Source organism: Cohnella candidum (assembly GCF_003713065.1).
GTDB lineage: Bacteria > Bacillota > Bacilli > Paenibacillales > Paenibacillaceae > Cohnella > Cohnella candidum.
The window spans coordinates 626,185-650,000 of sequence record NZ_CP033433.1 but is presented as its reverse complement, the minus strand read 5'-3'; the positions used below and the strand labels follow the sequence as shown (position 1 = coordinate 650,000).

Annotated in this window: 20 protein-coding genes and 1 tRNA gene (1 of these 21 running past the window's edge); 6 read left to right on the top strand and 15 right to left on the bottom strand. The window is 53.6% G+C overall.

Going from position 1 to position 23,816, the window contains the following annotated elements; genetic code table 11:
• Positions 1-1,314: the 5' portion of an MMPL family transporter gene (locus EAV92_RS02930; RefSeq protein WP_241158416.1), read on the bottom strand. It extends 858 nt beyond the left edge of the window; 1,314 of the gene's 2,172 nt are visible here — the first part of the coding sequence; its start codon is at positions 1,312-1,314; its stop codon lies beyond the left edge, outside the window.
• Positions 1,315-1,481: 167 nt separating this feature from the next.
• On the opposite strand from EAV92_RS02930, the gene EAV92_RS02925 reads away from it, so the two are divergent.
• Positions 1,482-1,557: transfer RNA gene (locus EAV92_RS02925), tRNA-Ala, on the top strand.
• A 346-nt stretch (positions 1,558-1,903) separates the two neighbouring features.
• Here EAV92_RS02925 and EAV92_RS02920 read toward each other — a convergent pair.
• The gene (locus EAV92_RS02920; protein ID WP_123039686.1) at positions 1,904-3,007 is read right to left on the bottom strand and encodes an L-dopachrome tautomerase-related protein; all 1,104 of its coding nucleotides are present in this window, start codon (positions 3,005-3,007) and stop codon (positions 1,904-1,906) included.
• Between the two features lie 239 nt (positions 3,008-3,246).
• On the opposite strand from EAV92_RS02920, the gene EAV92_RS24795 reads away from it, so the two are divergent.
• A complete protein-coding gene (locus EAV92_RS24795; protein WP_241158415.1) occupies positions 3,247-3,636 on the top strand; it encodes a CBO0543 family protein in 390 nt (129 codons plus the stop codon).
• 190 nt (positions 3,637-3,826) lie between these two features.
• Here EAV92_RS24795 and EAV92_RS02905 read toward each other — a convergent pair whose 3' ends face one another.
• The 13 genes from EAV92_RS02905 to EAV92_RS02845 all read right to left on the bottom strand — a co-directional run bounded on the left by EAV92_RS02905 (position 3,827) and on the right by EAV92_RS02845 (position 18,858).
• The gene (locus EAV92_RS02905) at positions 3,827-5,863 is read right to left on the bottom strand and encodes a methyl-accepting chemotaxis protein (RefSeq protein ID WP_164472613.1); all 2,037 of its coding nucleotides are present in this window, start codon (positions 5,861-5,863) and stop codon (positions 3,827-3,829) included.
• A 23-nt stretch (positions 5,864-5,886) separates the two neighbouring features.
• Positions 5,887-6,864 (bottom strand): ABC transporter permease, encoded by a 978-nt coding sequence (locus EAV92_RS02900; protein ID WP_123039684.1) that lies wholly within the window; start codon positions 6,862-6,864, stop codon positions 5,887-5,889.
• Positions 6,845-8,344, bottom strand: coding sequence for a sugar ABC transporter ATP-binding protein (locus tag EAV92_RS02895; RefSeq protein WP_123039683.1), 1,500 nt, complete (start codon positions 8,342-8,344; stop codon positions 6,845-6,847). The genes EAV92_RS02900 and EAV92_RS02895 overlap by 20 nt, the downstream gene beginning before the upstream one ends.
• An 87-nt stretch (positions 8,345-8,431) precedes the next feature.
• Complete coding sequence (locus EAV92_RS02890; RefSeq protein WP_123039682.1) at positions 8,432-9,595, bottom strand: levoglucosan dehydrogenase; 1,164 nt, start codon at positions 9,593-9,595, stop codon at positions 8,432-8,434.
• Positions 9,596-9,610: 15 nt separating this feature from the next.
• Positions 9,611-10,846 (bottom strand): substrate-binding domain-containing protein, encoded by a 1,236-nt coding sequence (locus EAV92_RS02885; protein WP_241158414.1) that lies wholly within the window; start codon positions 10,844-10,846, stop codon positions 9,611-9,613.
• Positions 10,847-10,867: 21 nt separating this feature from the next.
• Complete coding sequence (locus tag EAV92_RS02880) at positions 10,868-11,683, bottom strand: sugar phosphate isomerase/epimerase family protein (protein ID WP_123039681.1); 816 nt, start codon at positions 11,681-11,683, stop codon at positions 10,868-10,870.
• A gap of 16 nt (positions 11,684-11,699) precedes the next feature.
• Positions 11,700-13,703 carry a LacI family DNA-binding transcriptional regulator gene (locus tag EAV92_RS02875; protein WP_241158523.1) on the bottom strand — a complete coding sequence of 668 codons (2,004 nt, stop codon included), beginning with the start codon at positions 13,701-13,703 and terminating at the stop codon, positions 11,700-11,702.
• 268 nt (positions 13,704-13,971) lie between these two features.
• On the bottom strand, positions 13,972-15,963 hold the full coding sequence (locus EAV92_RS02870; RefSeq protein WP_123039679.1) for a LacI family DNA-binding transcriptional regulator: 1,992 nt from the start codon (positions 15,961-15,963) through the stop codon (positions 13,972-13,974).
• A 226-nt stretch (positions 15,964-16,189) separates the two neighbouring features.
• Positions 16,190-16,648 carry a hypothetical protein gene (locus tag EAV92_RS02865; RefSeq protein ID WP_123039678.1) on the bottom strand — a complete coding sequence of 153 codons (459 nt, stop codon included), beginning with the start codon at positions 16,646-16,648 and terminating at the stop codon, positions 16,190-16,192.
• Positions 16,635-17,072, bottom strand: coding sequence for a hypothetical protein (locus tag EAV92_RS02860; RefSeq protein WP_123039677.1), 438 nt, complete (start codon positions 17,070-17,072; stop codon positions 16,635-16,637). The genes EAV92_RS02865 and EAV92_RS02860 overlap by 14 nt, the downstream gene beginning before the upstream one ends.
• Before the next feature lie 490 nt (positions 17,073-17,562).
• Complete coding sequence (locus tag EAV92_RS02855) at positions 17,563-18,045, bottom strand: SRPBCC family protein (protein WP_123039676.1); 483 nt, start codon at positions 18,043-18,045, stop codon at positions 17,563-17,565.
• A 3-nt stretch (positions 18,046-18,048) separates the two neighbouring features.
• Positions 18,049-18,375: an ArsR/SmtB family transcription factor gene (locus EAV92_RS02850; RefSeq protein WP_123039675.1), complete on the bottom strand. Its 327-nt coding sequence runs from the start codon at positions 18,373-18,375 to the stop codon at positions 18,049-18,051.
• 66 nt (positions 18,376-18,441) lie between these two features.
• On the bottom strand, positions 18,442-18,858 hold the full coding sequence (locus EAV92_RS02845) for an OsmC family protein (RefSeq protein WP_123039674.1): 417 nt from the start codon (positions 18,856-18,858) through the stop codon (positions 18,442-18,444).
• 85 nt (positions 18,859-18,943) lie between these two features.
• On the opposite strand from EAV92_RS02845, the gene EAV92_RS02840 reads away from it, so the two are divergent.
• The 4 genes from EAV92_RS02840 (at position 18,944) to EAV92_RS02825 (ending at position 23,710) form a co-directional block, all read left to right on the top strand.
• Positions 18,944-19,156, top strand: coding sequence for an alpha/beta-type small acid-soluble spore protein (locus tag EAV92_RS02840; RefSeq protein WP_123039673.1), 213 nt, complete (start codon positions 18,944-18,946; stop codon positions 19,154-19,156).
• 393 nt (positions 19,157-19,549) lie between these two features.
• Positions 19,550-21,322 (top strand): ABC transporter ATP-binding protein, encoded by a 1,773-nt coding sequence (locus EAV92_RS02835; RefSeq protein ID WP_123039672.1) that lies wholly within the window; start codon positions 19,550-19,552, stop codon positions 21,320-21,322.
• Positions 21,312-23,087 carry an ABC transporter ATP-binding protein gene (locus EAV92_RS02830; protein WP_123039671.1) on the top strand — a complete coding sequence of 592 codons (1,776 nt, stop codon included), beginning with the start codon at positions 21,312-21,314 and terminating at the stop codon, positions 23,085-23,087. The genes EAV92_RS02835 and EAV92_RS02830 overlap by 11 nt, the downstream gene beginning before the upstream one ends.
• An 11-nt stretch (positions 23,088-23,098) precedes the next feature.
• Complete coding sequence (locus tag EAV92_RS02825) at positions 23,099-23,710, top strand: DNA-3-methyladenine glycosylase I (RefSeq protein ID WP_123039670.1); 612 nt, start codon at positions 23,099-23,101, stop codon at positions 23,708-23,710.
• Positions 23,711-23,816 lie beyond the last annotated feature (106 nt).

The following is a 23,816-nucleotide window of genomic DNA, read 5'->3' as shown; positions in this document are numbered from 1 at the left end:
AGCACGGATATCGCGGATCGTCCGTTCCTGCCACACGGTACCGCCATCCGTTTGAACCACCGCTTGGATCGGATTCAATTCCCGCTCGTCGTATGTTTCTTTTAGCAGATCCGATCCTTGCCTCGATTCGTAGGTGGGCGGCAGCACTTCCGCACTTGGAACGCCCAGCTTCATGCCGCCGACCGGCAGCATCAGCAGAACGAGCAGCCCGCTCATGAGCAGCACGACCGCGACGGGCTTTTTCATGACGGTAAAGGCGATTCGTTCCCAAGCCGCCGTATTTCCACGTTTCTTCCTGAGAGACGGCAGCACCGCAAAACGATTGATCTGATGACCCAGGATGCCGAGCAAAGCCAGAAGAAGCGTGTGTGACAATAACACGGACGAAAACACGACCAATACGCCGCCTAAACACAGAGCACGCATTACCGGTAAGTCGATGAACAGCATGCCGAGCATGCCGATCAGTACCGCGAACCCCGAGAACAAAATGGACTTCCCCGCCATCTGGCACGTTCTCGCCACCGCCGTGCTGACCGCTCGCTGCCGCGCCAGCTCTTCCCGGAATCGGCTGACCACGAACAAAGCGTAGTCGATGCCGATCGCAAGCCCCACCATGGTGACCATGTTCGGCATGAAATTGGACAGAGAATATTTCAGTGCAATGAAATAGGCGATGCCGAGCGTGCACGCGACGCTCATCACGCCGACGATCACGGGAAGAATGGCCGCCCACAACGAACCGAAAATGAGAACGAGCACGACGAGCGCGATCGGGAGACCGAGAATTTCCGATTTGGACAAATCCTTTTTCGTCGCTTTTTGGATATCGTACAAAGTGGCCGTTGGTCCGTTGACATACACCTTCATGCCTGAAGGTGCGTGAATGAGGTTCCGGATATGCGGATATCGGGCCAGCGCGTCCGATTTATTCAGATTCAGCTCGATTTCCGCCGACTGGACGTCCGTGCGATTGTTCAAGCGCTTCGTTTTGTTCATGGAGACTTGTTTGACGTAGGGAAGTTTTTTGACCGCTTCTAAGGAAGACATAATGTTATTTCTAGATGCAAGGGACGTCAAATTCAGGCTGTTGCTTTCGTATACGACCGTTACGGAGGAGGGCGGCACCCCCAATTCATTCTCAAGAAGGTTTAAGCCGCGCGACGATTCGCTCCCGCGAGGTTCGAATCCGTTGTCCTTGAGCAGCCCCGGCAATTGTCTCGCGTACGTTCCCATGAGAAGAAAAATAACAACGGAGATCGCGACCACCATCCAACGAAGGCGATGCACGATCAGTCCCCAACGCCACAACATCCCCTCGTCCCCGTTACGCGCCATTCCGCACAACCCCATTTTCTGACCGAAATGTCGTCTTATCCTTTGCTGAAAAAAAGCGGATATGCACGAGAAATCGTCCTGAAGAAAATGGCATTGACATTGCCTGTTTGCCATGATAATATCATTTTTGTCGCTTAAGACATGGGGCCATAGCTCAGCTGGGAGAGCGCATCGCTGGCAGCGATGAGGTCAGGGGTTCGATCCCCCTTGGCTCCACCATACATAAAAAGCAACGCAGCCAAATCGGCTGCGTTTTTTTGTATGGTGGACTGCCAAGGGGGATCGAATCCCGATTCAGGGGGGCGTTCCGCGCGCAGGATACCCAAGACGGTTGATGGGGTCCCCGCAAAGTAATCGGAATTAGCTTCGAAGAGACGCGTCACTTTGTGGGGTAAGAAATCGGCATCGAAATCTACCGCTGCGATCTGCTTCGTCGACTAAACGTCGTCAGCAAGTTCAATCAAGATTTCAATCCCCCTTGGCTCCACCATACATAAAAAGCAACGCAGCCTAATCGGCTGCGTTTTTTTGTATGGTGGATTGCCAAGCGGGAGCGAATCCCGAATCAACCCTTTCCCATGGTAGGAGCAGGCGATTCGTCTATCTTCGTACGGAGTAAACTATAAGGCTTCTGCCTCAGGTCATTTCCATAATGATATCTCGGCTGCCGATGTAATTGGTTCACGATGAAATATAAGTATTGATCCGGACCAATCGAAAAAGTATCCGGCCATAAAATTCTCGGATCATGTGCGATGGTCTCCATACTGCCATTCGGCAGGATTTTTCGAATACTGTTGTGCTCATAATCTCCTGCATAGAGTGTTCCTTTCGCACCGGTTATCATTCCGTCTGAAGCACCTTTTTCTCCCCAATACTTCACGAAATTCTGTAAATTACTATCCGGTATCGTTCGGTCTCTTAGGGCCTCGGTTGAAATCGAGTACAGATGACGACTGGAGAGAGGACAAAAATACAACTGCTTGCCGTCCGGGGAAATCGCAATACCATCGGATGCCAATCTAAAGGGTGAAGTAGATCCGTCTTTGTTTCGATTCATCAGGATTCTACCCTCAACCTTCGGTAAAAAATAGGGATCCGGCGAAGTTGAATTTGCCCCGTTTAACCGTCTGAAAGCATGGCCCGTTTCCAAATCGACGACAATAATGGCTCCCGGTCCCCGGGAAGACGAATCCGTTATATAAGCATAGCCTGCTTTACCGACACGAAAATCAAATCGGACATCGTTCAGATACGTGGTTGGCAGAACAACATCTTCTGTAAATGTATATACTTTTCTGATTGTATTCGTGTTCAAATCTACCGCGACTAGTTTCGCCCCTCCTTTGATGGGTTCCGAGAAATTTGGAGCTCCCGTATCCAGTACCCAAAGCGTTCCCCTTCCATCGGCAACGACACTTTGGACACTAATGAAGGACATTGAAATATTTGAAGGGTTTGCCGAATTAGCCTCTATGCTCGGATAAGGCCGCAAAGAACCTTGAACGATCTCAGCCACCGTAAATTCAACGTCGTCTCCCCATTTCGGAAAGCAAACGAAAATACGCCCGGTTTCTGAAACAGTAACGCCTGTAGGCATGGGCCCGTAGAATAAAAAAACGGCTTCAAACCTACCGAAATATTCTTCACTCGGTAAAATTACTTGCATGATATCCTCCTCAACAGGTTCGAACGGATATCACTTATATATGACCGAACGCGGTTCAAGTGCCTAATTAATAAAAATATTTAAATGGGGACACCGCAATCTCCGCAATCTCGCGTCGACGACGGACAACGAGTGCATAGGAGCCTCCTTCCTTGCCCAAGCTATGGTCATGGACATGGAACGGAATTTAATTCATATTGTGTTTTCTTGCGTGTCAGGCTGTTGTATGGGCGGTAGAAATGCTGCTCGTTCAACTTGATTTAACGGCCTACCCGCTGCGTGAATTTCCCAAAGCGTCGGAATTGAATATCCCGTTCAAAGTGGTGTGGACGCCTGTTGCAAGCGGCCTTTATTACATCTACAGACCACGTGGGAAAAAGTTGACGAAGTGTTTTTACTTTGCCGCCTGGATTTCACTGCTCACCTTAATTGACGGATTGCTGGCCGCGAATACCGAATTGGTTAAACAGTGGATGACGTGTATTTTCGGTCATGCCATGGTCGAGCTCAACCTTCTCGCCTATCCGGTAAGGGAGTTTGCCGACGTCAATCGTTTTCCCGACTCATGCAAGGCGCTGGACTCAATTCGGCTATTATGTATTATTCGCTTCCGTACTGACGGTGGTTGAGTTGCTTATCCATTAATATACCGATTTGATTCGGTATGTTCGTTGGAATTGGTTTTGGTAGTGGACCGCGATTTTTCTCACATTCCTGATGACTCGGGTGTTCTGCGTGGTCTACTTCGGAACCATGACCCGACCGGAAGCGGCAAAATAAAAGAACGCAGCCAATACGCCACGTTCATAGAGGATTTCCTCATCTATCATACTGGAATTTCGTCAGCGACGTTTGCAGCGCGAAGCATGCTTCTTTTAATTCCGCGGAAAGCCGGGCAAGGCCTTCGCTGCTCTTCGATTGTTCCGCGCTTTGGGAGGCGACTTCCTCGGTAATCGCCGAAGATTCCTCGGAGACCGCCGTGACGTTGTCGATCGCTCTTTTCAACGTTTCCTGGGCTTGCTCCAGATCCCTTAGACGTGCCGTGCTGGCTTCCGCTTTCGTCAGCACTTCTTCCATATGGCCATGCACATTGCCGAAAATCCGGTTCACCCGATGGACGTAACCCGTTTGCGCGAGCAAAATCGGCTGCGATTCGAGAATCGCCGCGGACGTTGCCTGGATCTCCTCATGGAGCGTGTCCACGATGCCCGCGACCACTTCCATCGACTGCCGGGATTGTTCCGCAAGCCTTTGCATTTCCTGCGCGAGCACGAGGAAGCCTTTGCCTGCGCTTCCGACGCGGCTGGCCTCGATACCGGCGTTCAAGGAGAGGATCTTCGTCTGCTGATTCACACGCGCCATCAAATCGAAGATTTTTTCCATGGACTTCGTACTTTCCCTCAGGCGCTCCACCTTCTGCGCCATATCGCCGGTTTTACGTTCAACCTCGCTCGTGTTGGCCGTCAAATCGCCCAAGCAGCGAATGCCCTCTTGGCTGAACACGCGGACTTCCTTCGCGGTATCCGCGACCTCCGTGTTGCTCTCCATCACCGATTTCAATTGCTCGTTGGCCGCGAGCGTGACTTCGTTGCCGCTTGAAGCCTCTTCCGTGAGCGAAACGGCACCCGCGGCGATTTCTTCTGTCGCCGCGGCGATCTCTTTAGCCGTTTGTGACGTCGTGTCCGAGACCTGCACGATTTGGCCGGCGGTCCCCAGGACCGCGGCCGCAAGCTTGTCCGTATCATGGATCAACTGCGTCATTTGGCTCATCATTTGGTTAAAGCTGCTGCTCAGTTCCCCGATCTCGTCCTTGCGGGTGAAACCGGAACGAACCTTCAAGTTTCCTTTGGCGCCTTCTTTCATCAAGTCCTGGATACGCTTCAGTGGACCGCCGATTCTTCTCGCTAGAAGGTACCCGATGACGAGCGCAAGGGCAGCCGCCGAGCAGGCCGCGATCAGGGTGAACCGGTAAATGCTGTCTGCATGGGCGTATACCGAGGCTTTCGGCACAAGACCGATTAAAGCCCAGCCGGTGAGTTCGGATTTTGCGTATACCGCGAGCAAATCGGCGCTTCCGTCCCGAAGTGACAATTCACCGGACATACCGCTCATCGCAAACGGCGGCGTGTCCGTCCAGGAATCATTTCCGCTTGCCACGTTCGTTCCGTCGGCGTCCCGCATCAACACGTTCCCGGAATCCAGCCGGATTTTTTTGAGCGTATTGCCGAGTAAAACCGGGTCGAACTCCATAAGGAGAACACCGATGGGATCGTCAAAGGAGTTTTTCAAAATTTGCGCGACCGCAAACGACGATTCCCCCGCGCTCCCGACTCCGAGATAGCCCTTCTCGCGCGGAGGCAGCCATACGAATTTGCCGTTCTGGTCCACCGCTTTCTTATACCAGTCTTTGGTCGCAATGTCCTTGGGAATCTTGACATCCGTCGTCCCGAACGATCCTTTGTCGTTGAGCACGTAAATACCCGTCACATAAGGCTGCGACAATTTCAGGTTTTGCAGGTAGCCGCGGACTTTCCGGTCCATCGTGACGCGTTGCACCTGTTCCACGTCGAAATTCAGCAGCGTGAAAATCTGGTCCGTGAATTCCGTGTTGTTCCGGATCTGATGCGACAGGTTCTCGTAGTTTCCGAACATGTAATCCAGCTTTTCGTTCGCCTGGACGATCGTTTGCAGAGAGGAATTGGACACCTCGGAGGCGATGGTGCGCCTCGACAAATCGTACGAGATGAGGCCGACAGCCAACACGAATGCCAGAATGCTGATGAAAAAGATGAAGAACAGTTTGAACCCGATCGAGTGCAAGCTAAATCCTTTCGCAAACCGTCTATTCGCCGCCATCGGCATCTCATCCTTCTCCCTGCTTACTTGTTTACGGCTTTCCGGCCGAACGCGACGGCCAAAATGATGATGAGTCCTTTGATGATCATTTGCTGGCTGACGTCAAGTCCCATGATGATTAAGCCGTTGTTGATCGTGCCGATCATCAGCGATCCGATGACCGTACCGACGACGGTTCCTACGCCGCCGAACAGGCTCGTGCCGCCGAGAATGACGGCCGCGATCACGGAAAGTTCATCCCCTTCGCCGAACGTAAAGCGTCCTGAGTGCATCCGTCCGGCATACAGCATGCCGGCCAGGCCGGCGACCAGCCCGGAAGCTGCCAGCACCATGAGCTTCGTCCGGGCCACGTTGACGCCGGAGAAACGCGCGGCGTTCTGGTTGCCGCCCGTCGCCAGCGTTCTGCGGCCGAACGTCGTTTTTCGCAGCACGACATGACCGATGACGGCGATAACAAGCGTCCAAATCAGGAGAACCGGAATCTTCCCGATGTCTCCGGAACCGAAGATATAAGAAAAGTGATCGTTGAGAATCGGAACGGGGGCCGTATCGGTAATCCACATGGCGAACCCTTTCGCGATTCCCATCATGCCGAGCGTGACCAGGAATGATGGTATGCTTACCTTCGTCACGAGCCATCCGTTAACGGTACCGATCACCAGCCCCGTACCCAAACCCGCCACGATGGCGCCCATAATCCCGTAGCCGTGTTCGAGCGCCAACGCGCTGGTAAGCGAAGCTAGAGCCGCGATGGAGCCGACCGAAAGATCGATCTCCGCTGCGCTGATCACGAAGGTCATCGCCACAGCCATAATCGAAATGATCGCCGTTTGACGAACGATGTTCATGATATTGTTCGAAGTAAGAAACCCGTCGGAGTTCAGCGTGATGGCAAAATAGGCGAACACCACGATAAATGCGATATACACGATATATTGCCGCCAGTTGAATTTTCGGGTCCAGGCGAGGGTTGCCTTCGCCTCAGAAGTATTGGATTGCATGCTGCAATTCCTCCTCGGACTGGATATCTTTCCGGTTGTATTGATTCACGACCTGACCGTCGTGGAACACGAGAATGCGGTCGCATACCGCCAGCAGCTCGGTGAGTTCCGAAGAAACGACCAGGATGCTTTTGCCTTCGCTCGCCAGAACGCGGATCATGTCTATGATTTCGGTCTTCGCCCGGATATCGATTCCGATCGTCGGCTCGTCGAGCATGATGATTTCCGGGGCGTTGGCCAGCCACTTGGCAAAAACGATTTTTTGCTGGTTCCCGCCCGACAGCAGACGGGTGGTTTTGTGGATCGAATCGGTTTTGATGCTGAGCTTGCGCACCCATGCTTCGGAATTCCGGTTTCCTTTGCGGTCGTTCACGAAGCCGAGGGGCCCCGCGACCTTGGAGATCGAGGGAAGCATGATGTTGTCCTTCACTTCATGTTCCAGAACCAGCCCTTGTTCCCTGCGGTCTTCCGGAACGAGCGCGAGCCCGCAGCGGATCGCGTCTTTCGGCGATCTCATCCGGACCGGCTTCCCGTGGATGCGCACCTCGCCGTCCGTCCAAGCGTCAATGCCGAACAGCGCTCGAAGCGTTTCGGTCCGCCCGCTGCCCATAAGGCCCGCGAATCCGAGGATTTCCCCTTGCTTGAGGTCGAAAGTAACGCCGTTAAGCCGGTTATCCGTTTTCAATCCCGACACCTGCAGGATCACTTCTCCATCGCCGGAAACCGGTCTTTCCTTCCATTCGAACTTATCCAGGTTCTTCCCCGCGATGTGGCCGATGACGCTGTCCATATCGAGGCGGGAGGCGTCGTCCGTCACCAGATGGCGGCCGTCTCCGAGGATGGTAATCCGGTCGCATACGCGATAGATTTCTTCCATCCGGTGAGAAATGTAAATGATCGAGATGCCCCTGTTCTTCAGACGTTCGATGAGCGAAAACAGGATTTCGGATTCCCGTTTGGTCAATGACGAGGTGGGTTCATCCATGATCAATATTTTCGTTTCCTTGGACAATGCTTTGGCGATTTCGGTCATCTGCCAGAAGCCGACGCCCAGATCGGCCACGAGGTCGCTCGGCTTCATGTCGACCTCCAAGTCTTCCAACAGCCGCCTGGTCAACTCGGTGCACTTCTTATCGTCGATGAATCCCGCTTTCGTTTTCGGTTCCCGCCCGAGAAAAATGTTCTGTGCGACCGTCAAGGTAGGCACGAGGCTGAATTCCTGAAAAATCATCGATATGCCGTGTTTTTCCGCGTCCACCGGCGTTTGGATCTTCACTTCGTTTCCGTCGATGCAGATCTGACCCGCGTCCATTCCATATACGCCGGTCAATATTTTCATGAGTGTCGATTTCCCGGCTCCGTTGCCGCCCATCAAAGCGTGTACTTCACCCCGAAGCAGTTCAAAACCGACGTCTTGCAAAACCTTGATGCCGTTGAACGATTTGCCGATGCCGCTCATTTGCAAAGCCGGCACTGCCATACTCCGACCCCCAGACGATATGTCGGGCGGGGACGGATGTCGCCCCCGCGCCGGCATGTTTTGGTAAAACGTGTTGTTACGAAAAACTTACAGGCATTTGACCCACTTGTCCGTCTCGGCGGATTCGATGATCGCGTCGGAGATGACGGAGATTCGATAGCCGTCGTAGAAGTTCGGCGATACTTCCGTATCGTTCACGATGGCGGAGAAGAAATCGTGCGCTTCGATGATTTTCGTCTCCGTGTATCCGATGCCAAGCGCCGGAATCGGCCATAGCGCATCCCCGTACGGATGGGCGGGGCCGGTGTAAATCGTGCGGAAACCGCGGCGGTCGTCCGGATCGTTCGAGAAGCACACCTGCAGTTCGTCGCGACGCTCGTAGTTGAAGCAAATCGAACCCTTTTCGCCATGGATTTCGAACGTGAGATAGTTATTGCGGCCCCACGCGTTGCGCGTCGCCTCGATGCTGCCGACCGCGCCGTTCTCGAAGCGCAGCAACGTCGTCATTTCGTCATCCGTATCCACAGGTTCTTTGCGGACGTCCGCTCCCGCTTTCACCGTACCCAATTTATCGACGGAGCCGGATTGCACCGGCCGTTCCGTGATGAAGTGGCTGAGCACGCCCATGACCTGGGAAATTTCGCCGACCAGATAACGCGCGAAATCGATCACGTGCGTTCCCGTGTCTCCCAGAGCGCCCGAACCGGCGACGTCCTTGCGGAAGCGCCACGAAAGCGGCGAGCTGGGATCCGCGGACCAGTCCTGCAAATAGGTGCCGCGGAAATTCAGGATCTTGCCGATGGCGCCTTCTTCAATGTACTTTTTCGCCAGGGCCACCGCCGGCGTACGGCGATAGTTGAAGGCGACCATATGCTTGACGCCGGCTTGCTGAACGGCATCCCACATTTGCTTGGCTTCCGCGCCGGTCCGGGCCAGCGGCTTTTCGCAAATGATGTGTTTGCCTGCCTTCGCGGCCGCGATCGCGATCTCGGCATGGGAGTTGTTCGGCGTGACGATGTCGATGACATCCACACCCGGATCTTCCACGACTTTCCGCCAGTCCGACGAGTAAGACTCGAAGCCGTAACGGTCCGCCGCGGCTTTCGCCAGCTCGTCGTTAATGTCCACGACCGTTTTACGGTAAGGAATCGCCGGAGCCGGGGAGAAAAACATCGGCATTCCGGCATAAGCCAGCGAATGCGCCTTGCCCATGAAACCTCCGCCGATCATCGCTACGTTCAATTTACGCATGTTACATGCACTCCTTTATTTTTTGGCTGCGTCTTGAATGGAGGAAGGAGCGTCGGAGCCGTATACCGTTTTCCAAGCATCCAGGATATTCTCTTTCGTAACCGGAAGAGCCGGAACAGCATAATACGAAGAAGTCTGCTTGCCGAGCAGGGCATAGCCCGCCAGGATGGCTTCCGCCGTTCCCTGGTCATACGGCAGTTGAGCGCCGAGACCTTTGATCATGCCGCCGGACGCGATGTCGAGCGCAACGTTCGTACCGAGGTCGATCGTGGTGATGACCAGATCGTTGCGGCCTGCGGAGCGTGCGGCTGCGAGAGCGCCTTCCGCCGGAACGTCCCATACGACGAACAGACCTTTGAGGTTCGGATGCTTGGTCAGCAGCGCGGAAGCGACTTTCTCGCCATCGTTCGGGCCCGTAATGCCGCCTTTGTCGATCAGTTTGATGTTCGGGTATTTTTCTTTGATCGTTTTTTCGAATGCGTCCGTTCTTTGCTTCGTGACGAAGAAGTCCGCGTCATGGTAGATCATGCCGATTTCGCCGGATTCGCCGATGGCCTTGGCCATGATGTTGGCGGACTCAACGCCGTTGCCGTAGTTGTCCGCGGAGACGACGCTGACATAATCCTTGCCTGCTTGGAGGCCGTTCGGCTTGTTGTCCATGAACACGAGTTTCACGCCGGCCGCAGCGGCCTTCTTGTAGGCGTCCGCCGTCGATACCGGATCAACCGGGATACTGACGATGACGTCCGGCTTCTTCGACAGAATCGTCTCGATGTCGGACACTTGTTTTTCCGACTTGAAGTTCGCGTCGGTGGTCGCGATCACTTCGATGCCCATTTTGGCGAAAGCCGCTTGCAGACCTTTGATTTGCGCCGTCGACCAGTCGTTGCCGGCATAGTGCATGGCGATGGCGGCCTTGTAGTGGCCCGCCTTGATTTTCTCGATGTCGTCGGCGGACAGCGACAGCGTTTTCGCCGAAACCGCCGCCTCGCCGTCCGGGCCTTTGCTCAAAATCTCTTTGTCCGGCAGCGCCTGGTTGATCGTCAGGGCTTCGCCTGCCGCGGCGCTGGAAGCACTCGGAGACGCGGAAGCGGAAGCAGAAGCTGAAGCAGGCGCAGACGGGGAAGCGCTTTCGGAAACCGCCGCCGAGCTGGACGGACTCGATTCGTTGTTATTGCCCTTGCCGCAAGCCGCCAGAACGGCGACTAACGCCATAACCAGAACGATCGTAAGTGCGAGTTGCTTTTTCACGGAAAATGACCCCCCAAATGGTTAATGGAAATCGCATTGCTCGCGAAGATACTTTCTGCTGATGACCGCTCCGCGATAAGGGTCGTCGTGGCTGTCCAATTCAACGGTGATCCAACCGTCATAGTCGTGTGCCCGGAGGATCCGCGTCATCTCCGCGAAGTTCTGTCCGCCTTCACCCAAAGGAAGGAAGTTGCCGGAACCGTAATCCTTGTAGTGAACGTAGCGGATCCGGTCGATGTATTTGCGGATCACGGCGACGGGATCTCCTCCCCCGGCTTCGATATGAGCGGTATCCGGGCAGAGGGAAATGTTCGTCAGTTTCATGATGCGGTCGAGCTGATCCGGCGCCTGAACCATGGTTCCGAGATGCGGGTGGTAACTGGGTACGAGGCCGTACTTATCGGCCACTTGCGCCGCGCCTTGCAGCGACTCCGCCAGCGCTTCGAAATCGGAATCGAGGATGCCGGTTGCCCGGATCGCTCCTCCTCCCAAGACCAAATGCTCGGCTCCGCATTCGGCGGCAAGTTTGGCCACCTTTTCGATTTTATAAAGCTCCTCTTTCCAGATATCCGCGAAAATGAAATTCGCGCCGGTATAAACGCCTACGAGTTTTTGGCCATGCTGCTGCAGCAGGTTTCGGAATTCGGCGGGACGGTCTTCATACGTCATGAGGTTTCCGTCAAACAGTTCGATGCCCGCAAAGCCGGCGTCCGCGATCTCCTTGACCGCCTGCTCCAACGATCCCGGGGTCCAGTAGTACAAATCCTTTACCGAGGTGACGCCGGCGGGGTGACCCACGACGCCGCCCCATGTATTCGTCTGGTAACCAAGCTTCATCTTTGTTCACCTCCTTTCAAAGGCCGGCGTACGCACGCTCTGCCGGAATCGTCGGTTTTTGGATTTTCAGCATTTGCGCCAGCTCGGCCGGCGCGCGTTCCCGCAATATTTCCTGCCACTTCGCCAGCAGATTTTCCGAAGTCACCTTGTCAGGGCTTACGCCGATGAAGGAAGGAATGCTTCTTCCAAGCAAGGCGTTAGCCGCCGACAACGCCATGGCTCTTCCCTGATCGTAAGGACGCTGGGCGCTGATGCCTTTGATCGGGCCGCCCGCAGCCATGTTATAGGCCACTTCCGTATCCAGATCGGCCGTAATCACGCCGATGTCTTCGCGGCCCAACTCCCGAAGCGCTTTCAATACCGCGAGCGCCGGACCTTCCCAGGAAACGTACAGCCCTTCGATTTCGGGATGCAATTTGATCATCTCGTAGCAGGTATCGAAGGCTTTGCTTTCCTTGATGAAAGGTTCCATCGCCACGATTTCCAGCTCCGGAAACTCCTCGGAAAGGACTTGTTCCACGGCCATGTCCCGCTGTTTCGTGGCGAAGAACGAGGCCCCGTGCACGAGCATGCCGACCTTTTTCTTACCGTTGTCGGTCAAGTATTGCCCCAGGATTCTCCCCGCGACCTGTCCGTTCTCCCTCTCATTGACGGACACGCAGGTGACATAGTCTTCTCTTCCGAAGCCGTGCGGCACGTTGTTGATGAGCACCAGCTTGGTGCCGGCGTTCACGATTTCCCGGTAACCGTGCGACGTCATCGCCTCGTCCGCGGGGATGCTGATCAGGATGTCCGGCCGCATCGCGAGGATGCTTTCATGCTGCGTGATCTGCATATCCGGGTTAAAATGCGCGTCCGTCACCGCCAGCACCTTGATTCCCAACTCCCAAAAAACGTCTTTGATCCCTTTCTCGTGCATCCTCGCCCAAGCGGTTCCCGCATAGTGGAACGATATCGCCGCCGTATAAGAACCGGCTTTGATCCGTTCGATATCGGCGGCGCTCAACTCGAGACATTCCGGACTTTCGGCCTTGTCGCCAAGCGGACCGCGGCCGATGCACTTCGTCGAGTGCCGGATGGTCATTCTGCACGGCGCGACGACGTCCTCCCCGCCGTCCGGCTGAGACGCGATTTTGCGTTTCAATTTTTCCACGCTCATTCTTCCGAGTTCATGCGGATCATGGGCAACCGTCGTAATCGCGGGATTGACCAGCCGGTTCGCTTCCAGTTCCGTAAGGCTCACCACCGAAAGGTCTTCAGGGATTTTGAAGTTTCGCTTCGTGAAATAACGCAGGAACTCGAAAGTCGCGACTTCGTTCCCGATCACCCATGCCGTCAGCCCGTCTTCCTCCCAGTCCCCGACCGAGTCCATTTCGAACGCTTTGTCCGACTCCCAATCAAGAACCCGTGCCGGATCGAACGACAACTCATGCTCCCGCAAGGCCGCTTGGTATCCGGACAGGATCTGCGGGCGGGCGTATGGATTTTCGGGATCGTAAATCAAGCCGATTTTTTCATGGCCGCTTTTGATGAGATGAAGCGTTCCTTTGTAGGCGCTTTCGCGGTAGTCGATCAAGAGATGTCCGCTTTCCGGGATGCGGTCCGCGTGGCCGACAATCACCATGGGAACGGGGAAGTCCGAGGACCGGATACGCTCGCTGCGGCGTTTGTCCGTAATCAGGATGATGCCGCTCGGCTTTTCCAATCTCACGTAATCCTGCACGACGCCCGGATGATCCGACTGGAGTACGACGACCTGGAGGCCTTCTTGGACGGCTCGGCACTTCACCCCTTTCAGAATCTCCACGCAAAAATAGTCCGTAAGGTTTTCGATGACGCATAGGATCCGGTCGGTTGAAGCCGCTTTCATGTTGCGCAAAAGGAACCCCGGTTTTTCGTCCAGCTCCTGGATGACCTTCATCACCCGTTCGGTCAATTCATCGCTGACGTACCGGGTTTTATTCACCACGTGAGATACGGTCGCGATCGACACCCCGGCTTTCCGGGCGATTTCCTTCATTTTCACGATGCGTTCACCTTACATTCCCTGCAAAAATTTACGTAAATTCTAGTGATTATGCCCTCTGTTTTTCTTTTCAGATTTGAGTTATAGACAACTTATAACATGCAAACGCTATCTTGGTCAATGAATTTACGCAAAATATTTATGTTCTCGTACAAACAGTTGGAATTAAGAAAAATATCACGTTCGTTTTCTTGCAATGTCACTGAAATATTTCTTTATTTACGTAAAAAAGCCGACCCTAAGGTCGGCTTTTTTACGCGATTTACGGATTCCGGCTGCCCTTCAATGCACTAGCGAGCTGAGCCGGTGCGCGTTCTTTCAAAATTTCCTGCCATGCGATCAGCAAATTGTCTCTTGTGACTCTGTACGGACTCACCCCGATATAGGACGGGGTGCTTCTGCCAAGGAGCGCGTTCGCGGCGGCGAGCGCGATCGCTCTCCCCTGGTCATAAGGACGCTGCGCGCTGATTCCGATGACGGAACCGCCGGCGGCCAGGTTCAACGCCACCTCGCTGTCCAAGTCCGCGGTGACCATGCGGATCTCTTCCCGGTTTAATTCCCGCAGCGCGTTCAACGCCGAAAGGGCGGGTCCTTCCCAAGAGACGTATAATCCTTCGATCTCCGGGTGGTTTTTGATCATCTCGTAACAAGCATCGAATGCCCGCGATTCCTTCTGGAAGCTTTGCACCGCGACGATTTCCAAGTCGGGAAATTCTTCGGTCAGCACCTGTTCCACCGCCTGATCCCTTTGCCGGGTGGCGAAGAAAGGAGCGCCGTGAACGAGCAATCCGATTTTTTTCTTGTCGTATCTTTTTAAGTATTCGCCCAACAATCTTCCCGCGATTTGGCCGTTTTCGCGTTCGTTTACGGAAACGCACGTGACGTAGTCCCCGCGTTCGAAACCTTCCGGAACGTTGTTGATCAACACGAGCTTGATTCCGGCGTTTAACAGCGTTCGATAACTGGCAGCGGTCATGACCCCATCAACGGGAACGCTGATCAAAATGTCCGGTTTCATGGAAAGGATGCTTTCGTGCTGCTTGTTTTGCAGTTCCGGGTCAAAGTGGGCATCGGTGACGACGAGCACCTTGATTCCCATTTCGGCAAATACGTCCTTGATTCCTTTTTCGTGCAGCCTCGCCCACGCGGTGCCGGAATAATGGAAAGAGATCGCGGCCGTATACTCTCCGGTTTTGATGCTCTCCATCTCCGAAGCCTGCAAATGCAAGAGTTCCGGACTTTCCGCCTTTTCGCCGAGAGGGCCTTTGGCGATGGTCTGCGTCGAGCTCCTCACTTTGATTTTGCTCTCCACCACCGTATTCTCGGAGTCTTCTCCCAGTCGTTTGATTTTCGCGATCAGCTTTTCGAAGCTTTTCCGACCGATTTCAGCAGGATCGTACGATACCGTGGTTATCGGCGGGCTCAGCAAATCCCCCCATTGGAAATCATGGAGGCTAACCAGCGACAAATCCTCCGGACATTTGAGGTTGTGGCTGCCCATGAATTTCAAACACCCGGTCGTCGCCGCCTCGTCCGCACAAAGAATGGCGGTTGTCCTGTTGGTGTCAGCGAGGATGTCCTCCACCTCGTGCTTGCCGTAAGCGAACAAGTCTTCCATCGCGACGACAAGGGAGGGATCAAACGGAATACCTTGCTCGTTCAACGCCTCCCGATACCCGAGGAGTTTGCGATCGAACCAGGGACCGTCCTTGTCCTGATAAACGAATGCCACCCGGTCATGGCCGCTTTTCAGAAGATGATGGACTGCCTTAAACGCGCATTCGAACGCATCGAAGACAATATTCCCGTTCTCTGTTACGCTGTCCGCTTGTCCGACGAAAACGGCGGGGATGCCGATTTCCTTCATCTTGTCGAATTCGCTTTCCGAACGCGCACCGCCCATGAGAAAAACGACGCCGGCCGGCTTTTCGAGCCGGATGTATTCGTGAATCAAGCCGATGTTGTCCGAATGCAGCACGACCACACGCATCTCGTCGAGCCTTGCCCGGTCTCTCAAGCCTTTGATCACGTCGACGCAGAAATAATCCGTGATATTATCCGCCAGGCACAGGATGTTGACGGATTTCAGCGATTTTTTGTTGCGAAGAAGAAAACCCGGTTTGCCGTCCGTTTCCTCGATGACTTTCAGCACCCGCTCCGTCAATTCCGCGCTGACGTACCGGGTTTTATTCACCACATGGGAAACCGTTGCGATGGAGACGCCGGCCTTATCGGCGATTTCCTTGATATTCATTCGGCTTTCACCTCCTCCGACGCTCTGCGAGTCGCAGCTTGGACAAGCGCAAAATACACATCGTATTGAAAGTATAAAATATTTCGGTCGATGAGGAAATCCGAGGGATGAAAATCGGTCCAAAAATCGTAAACAGACCGCTCCTAAGACGAGTGGTCCGTTTTATCATTCGCATATGAAAGTAAGAGGCACCTCGCAACACGCGCAGGAAGCGTAAACGAACATCTCACTGAGGTTGACTAAACCCATCCAGTTTTTTATGAGTTAAGGCGGGTTTCTTGAATATGAAATTCCCATAATCAATGATAATAATCCGCCCATCGTTGTCCAACCGCAAATTTTGATAATTCGCTTTACCACGATTTGAAACAATATCATATGGATAAATGCCTTTTTCAGTAAATAAACGCTTCAATCGTTTAAGTTCTTCAAAAAATCGATTCGATTTTGGAAAACGCCGATCGTATTTTTTCATAATCAAATATTCATATCGGTCCCCGTAGCGAACAATTTTCCCAAGATGCCGCTTCAGCCTTTTACCGCATCGTTTATACACGTTTACTTCTCGTGCGTTACTTCTATATCCATACTTAGAAACAGGGATTTTCATAACATTTCCATTGTCTAATTCAAATACCGTTCTCCTAGCACCCCGTGCAATCACCTTTCCTTTAATTTCTTTCATCCTTAAATCCCCCATAGTCAATAACAACGATTTCTTTATTATTCTTTAATCGCAAATTGGGAGCGAAAGGCTTTTTATAATCACCGACTCCTTTAGATGGCACTACACCATGTTTGAAAAAAATATCGATGATTTCCTTCAATTTAGATCTATACAATTGTGAATGGACAGGGAATTTCCGTACATATTTCTTCATTTTAATCCATCGATATTTCCTGTCGTGGTCAATTATTTCAGCAAGATAGCCCCTAATCGGTTTATATTGGGATAAGCGGACTTCCATCATATTGCATTTTATACCTTTAGTTGATCTCGCCACTTTAAGTACATAGCCATCATCTAAATCATAGGCAATACGAGTTCCACCACGCCCGATCACTTTTTTGTTTTTAACTTTGTCCTTTAAGTATTGGTTCATCTTCATCCCAAGTTCCACCCCATTCAAAAAAGGTGTTCCGGACAACCAGTACTACAAATTATGTTATCTCTTATAAATCGAACACACAAAAAAACGAAATTAGTAAAATCACCCCGATTTCGGTTTGCGACTTGTTCATCGCTTCATCATGCTTCTCAACAAATAAGCTGCATAATAGATGGGAAGCTGAAGGCTCTTTTTTAACTCCCTGGGCGTACCGATTTGTTCTAACAGTTATTTACGCGGCTTGGTGTTGGCCTCAATGATCCAAACCTTGCATTAGTCGTCTACTCCGAAATGCTCACTCTTCGGAAATTGAATGATCGGGAGAAAAAGAAGACTTCTTTGAATTTGTTCAAAGCAGCCTGACATTTGTTATTTACTTGTTCGTATACGCCTGCATTTTCAGCAGTACCATAACCGCCTCGGCACGCGTTGTTTTGTTCCGTCTACTATAGGGTGACGCAGCAGAATGGCGGAGCGATCACTGTCGGAATTAATCGTCCATTTCCTTCAATATTCGATCCAGCATGACATACGTTTGCTGCATGCCTTCCTCCATGCCGCTGGAAACCATTCCATCCCGGTCCTCGACGCTCATGAAGGTTGAAGTGGCGATCAGTTTCGTTTTGCCCTCCTCGGTTTCGATTAGTACCGTTTTCTGAAGGGAAACGTGGCCGCGCTCGCCGAGGCCTTCGAATTCGAAGGTTTGAATCGTCATCTCGGGCGAAACCATGTGGAAACTGCCGTGAAAGCCGAATTCGCCGCCGCGTCCGTCCGATTGGACGAAACGCCAGGAACCGCCGTCGCGCACGTCAAGCTGCGTTACCCGGTTGGTGTAGCCGGGGCCGGTCCACCAGCGCTCGAGCTTATCCTTTTGCGTCATGGCGGCAAACACTTTGCGGCGGGGAGCATCAAACATCCGCTCCACGACAATGTTTTGCGTGCCGGGTTCGACCGTCACTTTGGCTCGGTTCATCGATTAATCATCCTCCTGCAAAATTTGATCCAACGCATCGAATCGGTAGTTCCATAGGGCTTCAAATTGCTCGAGATACTGACTGGCGTCCTTCAAGGCTTCGGGCGCGATGCTGACGATCTGCTCCTTTCCTTTTCGTCTTTTGATGATCAATTTGGCTTTCTCCAGCACGTTCAGGTGTTTGGCGACGGCAGCGAACGACATCTCGTATTGGGCGGCCAGTTGGCTGATGGTATGCTGTGCATGGACAAGCCGTTGCAGGATATCCCTGCGGACCGGATCCGCCAGCGACTTGAACAGACCATCGAGATACGGATTATATTCAACCATATGGTTTAAAGTAAAGCATGAGGAATAAAATGTCAAGAATGCCAGGCGGAAAACCGAGTCTGCGCTTCACACGGATACGGCGTCAATCTCATCCAACGTCACCCGCGTGCCGACGCGTAAAGTGTTCTGAATCTCGGTAAGGCGATCCGTCTCAAGGCCAAGCGAACGGATGTCTTCTTCGCTGGCATTCGCTTCAATCTTGGCGCGGTAACGCACATTCGTTGCCGGTTCGCCTTCGGCTCCGAACTCACCCGTTACCTCCACTTCCACGGATTGGATTCGAATGCCCCTTTTCGCCGCTTCTCTATAGATGTCATTACAATAGCAGGTGGATAAGGCCAAAAAGAGCAGCTCGCCTCCGTTTACGCTTGACCCTGACCCTGTCGGCTTGGGGGAAATCTCCAGGGTATGGACATTGTCGTTCGTGCGCAATCTGACCTGATGTTCGCCTTCCCGGTTCCGTACGAGCGCGCTGATTTTCATCTCCGATACCTCCTTGAAATTGTCATATGAATGTATAAGAGGTAAGCCAAGGAAGCAGAATAAGAAAAAAACAGAGGTGAACCTCATGTCCCGCAGAAGGAGTAATCGACTCGTTATTCCCGGTGCTGAACGAGCTTTGGAAATGCTCAAGTACGAAGTGGCTCAGGAGCTGGGAATCACGCTTTCTCAAGACGGATATTACGGCAATTTGCTCACTCGGGAAGCCGGCGCGATCGGCGGGAACATTGTCCGAAGGTTGGTCTTAATCGCCGAACAGCAAATGGCGAACAGAATTTAGCTCTACATACAAGTAACGCAGCCGAATCGGCTGCGTTTTTGTTTTGTGTTCCATCATTCCGAGCAGGATTTCTGACCGCATGTCGGGCAAATGGTACACCCCGCTTGAATCGGTACGGGAAACTGGGACATGCAATGAAAGCATTCGACGATTTTGACTTCGCTCTTCCGTTTACCTTGCTGATCCATCATTCGGAACCCTCCAAGATGCAAATCGTTCAGTTTGGTCCTCATATACCATTATTATATGCGAACACATGTTCTCTATTCAAGAGATTTAGCGGATCCTCGAATTTAAATAAATATGGCGGATTTTTATATTGGGAAACGGGGAGCAACGTGCTAGTATCGATATATTGAACAATTCGCAACAAGACTAAAAGGACAGGTGAACATGTTAGAACTGAAATGGCTGTGGAACAATCTCCAGGGAAACCGGGCGCGCTATATTTGGGCGCTGTGTCTCTCCGTGATCGGTTCCTCTCTCACGATCATCAATCCCTACCTAAGCCAGCGCTTGATCGACACTTTCATTTCCGGCGGGTCCGCGAAAGAGAATTTGGTTCAGCAGCGCGGCCTTCTGATCTGGCTCTGTGTCGGCATGGTAGGTTTTTCGCTGCTGCGTACCGGACTTGCCTATTTCACCACGATGCAGTACGAACGGGCTTCGCAAAACATGCTCTACCGCGTCCGGATTTATCTCTACAACAAGATTCAAGGCCAGGACATGGAATATTACGACCGCAACCGCACCGGCGACCTGATGACGAAAATGACCGGCGACTTGGACATGGTTCGGCACTCGCTTGCGTGGATCATCAAGACGATCATCGAATCTCTCACGATCTTCGCGGCCGCGGTGGTCTATTTCTTCGCCATCGACGCGGAGCTGACGCTGTGGCTGCTCCTTCTGGCGCCTCCGATTTTCGTCGTGGCCTTCCTCTTCGCCAAGCGGGTCCGTCCGATGTATGTGGATCTGCGCCAGCGGCTTTCGCAGCTCAACTCGACCACCCAGGAAAACATCGCGGGCAACCGAGTCGTCAAAGCGTTCGCCCGCGAGGAATACGAGGTCGAGAAATTCACGGCCAAGAACGCAGACTTCTCGAAGGCAAACCAAGCGGCGGCCATGGTGTGGCTGGACTACTTCCCCTTCTTGGAGACCTTCGCGCAAGCCTTCAACGTGATCCTCATGCTGGTTGGCGGCCTTTTCGTCATGAACGGAAGAATCACCTTCGGCGAATATGCTGCGTTCTCTTCCCTGATCTGGGCCGTCTCGAACCCGATGCGGAACATCGGCATGATCATCAACGATTTTCAGCGTTTCTTCGCCAGCTTGGCGAAAATCCAGGAAATCTACTACGCTAAACCGAAAATCGCCAACGAGCACCGGAGCGGGAACAAGCGCCGATATGAAGGTCACATCCGGTTCGACCGCGTCAGCTTCAAATATGAAGAAGCGACGGTCTTGCATGACGTGAGCTTTACGGTTCAACCGGGCGAAACCGTCGCCATCATGGGCTCCACCGGATCGGGGAAAACGACGATCGTCAATCTCATCCCGCGTTTCTATGACGTTTCGGAAGGGCGCGTGCTGGTCGACGGCGTGGACGTTCGGGAACTGGAGCTGGATGAGCTTCGGGCGAACATCGGCATCGCGACGCAGGACGTGCTCCTGTTCTCCGACACGATCGACGGGAACGTCGCTTACGGCGAGCCCGACCTTCCGGAGGAGGACACGCAGCACTATGCCAGGCTCGCCGCCGCGCATGATTTCATCGTGAAAATGCCGGAAGGCTACGACACGATCGTCGGCGAACGCGGAGTCGGCCTGTCCGGCGGGCAGAAACAGCGCATCGCTCTGGCGCGCGCTATGGCGGTCCGCCGTCCGATCCTGATCCTGGACGATACGACGTCCGCCGTCGATCTCGAAACGGAGACGCACATCCAGCAAAGCCTTCGCGATTTGGATTTTCAAAGCACGAAGATCATCATCGCCCAGCGCGTATCGACCACCGCGAAAGCCGACCGCATCCTCATTCTGGACGGCGGACGCCTCGTCGAGCAAGGCACCCACGCCGAGCTGCTGGCCCAGCGGGGATATTATTATGAAGTGTTCATGCTTCAGAACGAAGGCATCGGAAGGCAGGTGACCGCCCATGGCGCGTAATAAATTCGACATTGACGAAAACCTGGAGTCCCCTTTCGATATCAGGCATTTCAAGCGGGCGATGGTGTACATCAACCGGCAGCGCAAACCCATGATCCTCGCGTTCGTTCTCAGCGCGCTGTCGGCGGCGATCGGACTCTCTGCTCCTCTGATCATGCAGCATGCCGTCGACGTGACCATTCCCGCGAAAGCCGAGTGGCCGCTGGTCGGATGGTCGGCGCTGGTGCTCTTGACGATCGTGGTCAGCGTCGTTCTGGCGACGCTTCGCTCCCGAATCATGACGAAAGTCGGGCAAAAAATCATTTTCGAGATTCGTACGGATTTGTTTAAACACTTACAGCAGTTGCCTTTCAAATACTACGACGACCGTCCGCAAGGCAAAATCCTGATCCGGATCGTGAACTACGTCAACTCGGTATCGGACGTGCTTTCCAACGGCATCATCAACTTCATCCTGGAAATCGTGAACCTGATCTTCATCGCCGCATTCATGTTCGCCGTGGATGTTCGGCTCTCGTTCATCACCTTGGCGGGTCTTCCCGTTTTCCTCGGCATTATGCTGTTGATTAAAAACAAGCAGCGGCGGGCTTGGCAGGCGGTTTCCAATAAAAACTCCAACCTGAACGCCTATACGCAGGAAAGCATCACCGGCATCGGCGTCACGCAGATTTTCTCCCGCGAGCAGCACAACGAGGGCATTTTCACGCGGCTGGCCGCCAATTTCCGCACGGAATGGATGAAGGCGCTGCGCTATAACGCCTTGATCCCGTTTACTGTCGATAATTTGGCCACGGTCGTCATCACGCTGATCTATCTCATCGGTTTGCTCGCGCTCAGTCCCGAGGACGTGACCTTCGGCGTCATTCTCGCCATGAGCAGCTATGCCGCCCGCTTCTGGCAGCCGATTCTGAACCTGTCCAACCTATACAACGGCTTCATTAACGGTGTCGCTTATTTGGAGCGGATTTTCGAAACGCTGGATGAGCCGGTGACGATCAAGGACGCTCCGGGAGCGAAAGCCCTGCCTGCCATCAGCGGCAACGTGACCTTCGACGACGTCACCTTCGGTTACGACGCGGGGAACACGATTCTGGAAAACCTCTCTTTCGACATCATGCCGGGAGAGAGCATCGCCTTGGTCGGACCGACTGGCGCGGGCAAGACGACGGTCGTCAACTTAATCTCCCGCTTCTACGACCTCAGCGGCGGACGCATTCTAATCGACGGCCACGACATTTCGCAGGTTACGCTTAAGTCCTTGCGCAGCCAGATGGGCATCATGCTGCAGGACAGCTTCATTTTCTCCGGCACGATTCTCGACAACATCCGGTACGGCCGTCTCGACGCTACCGAGGAAGAAGTGATCGCGGCCGCCAAGACCGTGTGCGCCGACGAGTTCATCCGCGAGTTCGAGCAAGGTTATCTGACGGAAGTGAACGAGCGGGGTTCGAAGCTCTCGCAGGGTCAACGGCAGCTGATTTCCTTCGCGAGGACGCTTCTCGCCGATCCCCGCATCCTGATCTTGGACGAAGCCACCTCCTCGATCGACGCCAAGACCGAGCGGCTTCTGCAGCAAGGTCTGAACGAGCTGCTCAAGGGACGCACCTCGTTCATCATCGCGCACCGGCTGTCCACCGTGAAAAATTGCGACCGCATCATGTACGTCTCGAACAAAGGCGTTGCCGAAAGCGGTTCGCATGACGAGTTGATCGCGCGCCGCGGTCTATACTACCGCCTTTATACGGCGCAGAAGATGGAAGCTTAAGGAGAATACCCATGTCCATGACCTTCACAGGTCCCGACGGCAAGCCGCGCTGCCGATGGTGCGCGGCAACGCCGGAATATCTCGACTATCACGATCGCGAATGGGGTTTTCCGGTCGGGGACGACCGCCGCTTATTCGAGAAGCTCAGCCTGGAAGGTTTTCAATCCGGCCTCAGCTGGCGTACGATTCTCGAAAAACGCGAAAACTTCCGCGCTGCGTTCGATCATTTTGATTACGATAAGATCGCGCAATATACCGAGCGAGATGTCGAGCGTCTGCTTCACGATGCGGGGATCGTCCGCCATCGCGGCAAAATCGAGGCCGTCATCAACAACGCGCGGCGTGCGCAAGAGCTGGTTCAACGGGAAGGATCGCTGGCGGCTTTCTTCTGGCGCTATGAGCCTGCCGAAGACAAGCTCGCCAAACCGCAAACCGCGTCAACCTCGGAAGCTTCCATCGCGCTGTCGAAAGAGCTGAAAAAGCGAGGCTTTAAATTCGTCGGCCCCACGACGATGTATGCCCTCATGCAGGCGATGGGTCTCATCAACGATCACGCCGAGGAGTGCGCGATGCGGCCGATCGCAGAACAAGCGCGCATGGACTTCAAGCGGCCGGGACGTTAACTCTATCTACGACAAAGAAGACGCTAGTCCTCAAGAAGGACTAGCGTCTTTCGCGTTCTCCCCACCCCATCGATCCGGCAGCTGCGAAACGACAACAAGGCTGCTC

Coding starts and splice junctions, on each gene's coding strand:
- EAV92_RS02875 (WP_241158523.1), bottom strand. CDS start 13,703: ATGAAGGAAATCGCCCGGAAAGCCGGGGTGTCGATCGCGACCGTATCT.
- EAV92_RS02900 (WP_123039684.1), bottom strand. CDS start 6,864: ATGCAATCCAATACTTCTGAGGCGAAGGCAACCCTCGCCTGGACCCGA.
- EAV92_RS02890 (WP_123039682.1), bottom strand. CDS start 9,595: ATGCGTAAATTGAACGTAGCGATGATCGGCGGAGGTTTCATGGGCAAG.
- EAV92_RS02895 (WP_123039683.1), bottom strand. CDS start 8,344: ATGGCAGTGCCGGCTTTGCAAATGAGCGGCATCGGCAAATCGTTCAAC.
- EAV92_RS02840 (WP_123039673.1), top strand. CDS start 18,944: ATGTCCCGCAGAAGGAGTAATCGACTCGTTATTCCCGGTGCTGAACGA.
- EAV92_RS02855 (WP_123039676.1), bottom strand. CDS start 18,045: ATGAACCGAGCCAAAGTGACGGTCGAACCCGGCACGCAAAACATTGTC.
- EAV92_RS02830 (WP_123039671.1), top strand. CDS start 21,312: ATGGCGCGTAATAAATTCGACATTGACGAAAACCTGGAGTCCCCTTTC.
- EAV92_RS02870 (WP_123039679.1), bottom strand. CDS start 15,963: ATGAATATCAAGGAAATCGCCGATAAGGCCGGCGTCTCCATCGCAACG.
- EAV92_RS24795 (WP_241158415.1), top strand. CDS start 3,247: ATGCTGCTCGTTCAACTTGATTTAACGGCCTACCCGCTGCGTGAATTT.
- EAV92_RS02865 (WP_123039678.1), bottom strand. CDS start 16,648: ATGAAAGAAATTAAAGGAAAGGTGATTGCACGGGGTGCTAGGAGAACG.
- EAV92_RS02920 (WP_123039686.1), bottom strand. CDS start 3,007: ATGCAAGTAATTTTACCGAGTGAAGAATATTTCGGTAGGTTTGAAGCC.
- EAV92_RS02860 (WP_123039677.1), bottom strand. CDS start 17,072: ATGAAGATGAACCAATACTTAAAGGACAAAGTTAAAAACAAAAAAGTG.
- EAV92_RS02850 (WP_123039675.1), bottom strand. CDS start 18,375: ATGGTTGAATATAATCCGTATCTCGATGGTCTGTTCAAGTCGCTGGCG.
- EAV92_RS02880 (WP_123039681.1), bottom strand. CDS start 11,683: ATGAAGCTTGGTTACCAGACGAATACATGGGGCGGCGTCGTGGGTCAC.
- EAV92_RS02905 (WP_164472613.1), bottom strand. CDS start 5,863: ATGGCGGCGAATAGACGGTTTGCGAAAGGATTTAGCTTGCACTCGATC.
- EAV92_RS02835 (WP_123039672.1), top strand. CDS start 19,550: ATGTTAGAACTGAAATGGCTGTGGAACAATCTCCAGGGAAACCGGGCG.
- EAV92_RS02825 (WP_123039670.1), top strand. CDS start 23,099: ATGTCCATGACCTTCACAGGTCCCGACGGCAAGCCGCGCTGCCGATGG.
- EAV92_RS02845 (WP_123039674.1), bottom strand. CDS start 18,858: ATGAAAATCAGCGCGCTCGTACGGAACCGGGAAGGCGAACATCAGGTC.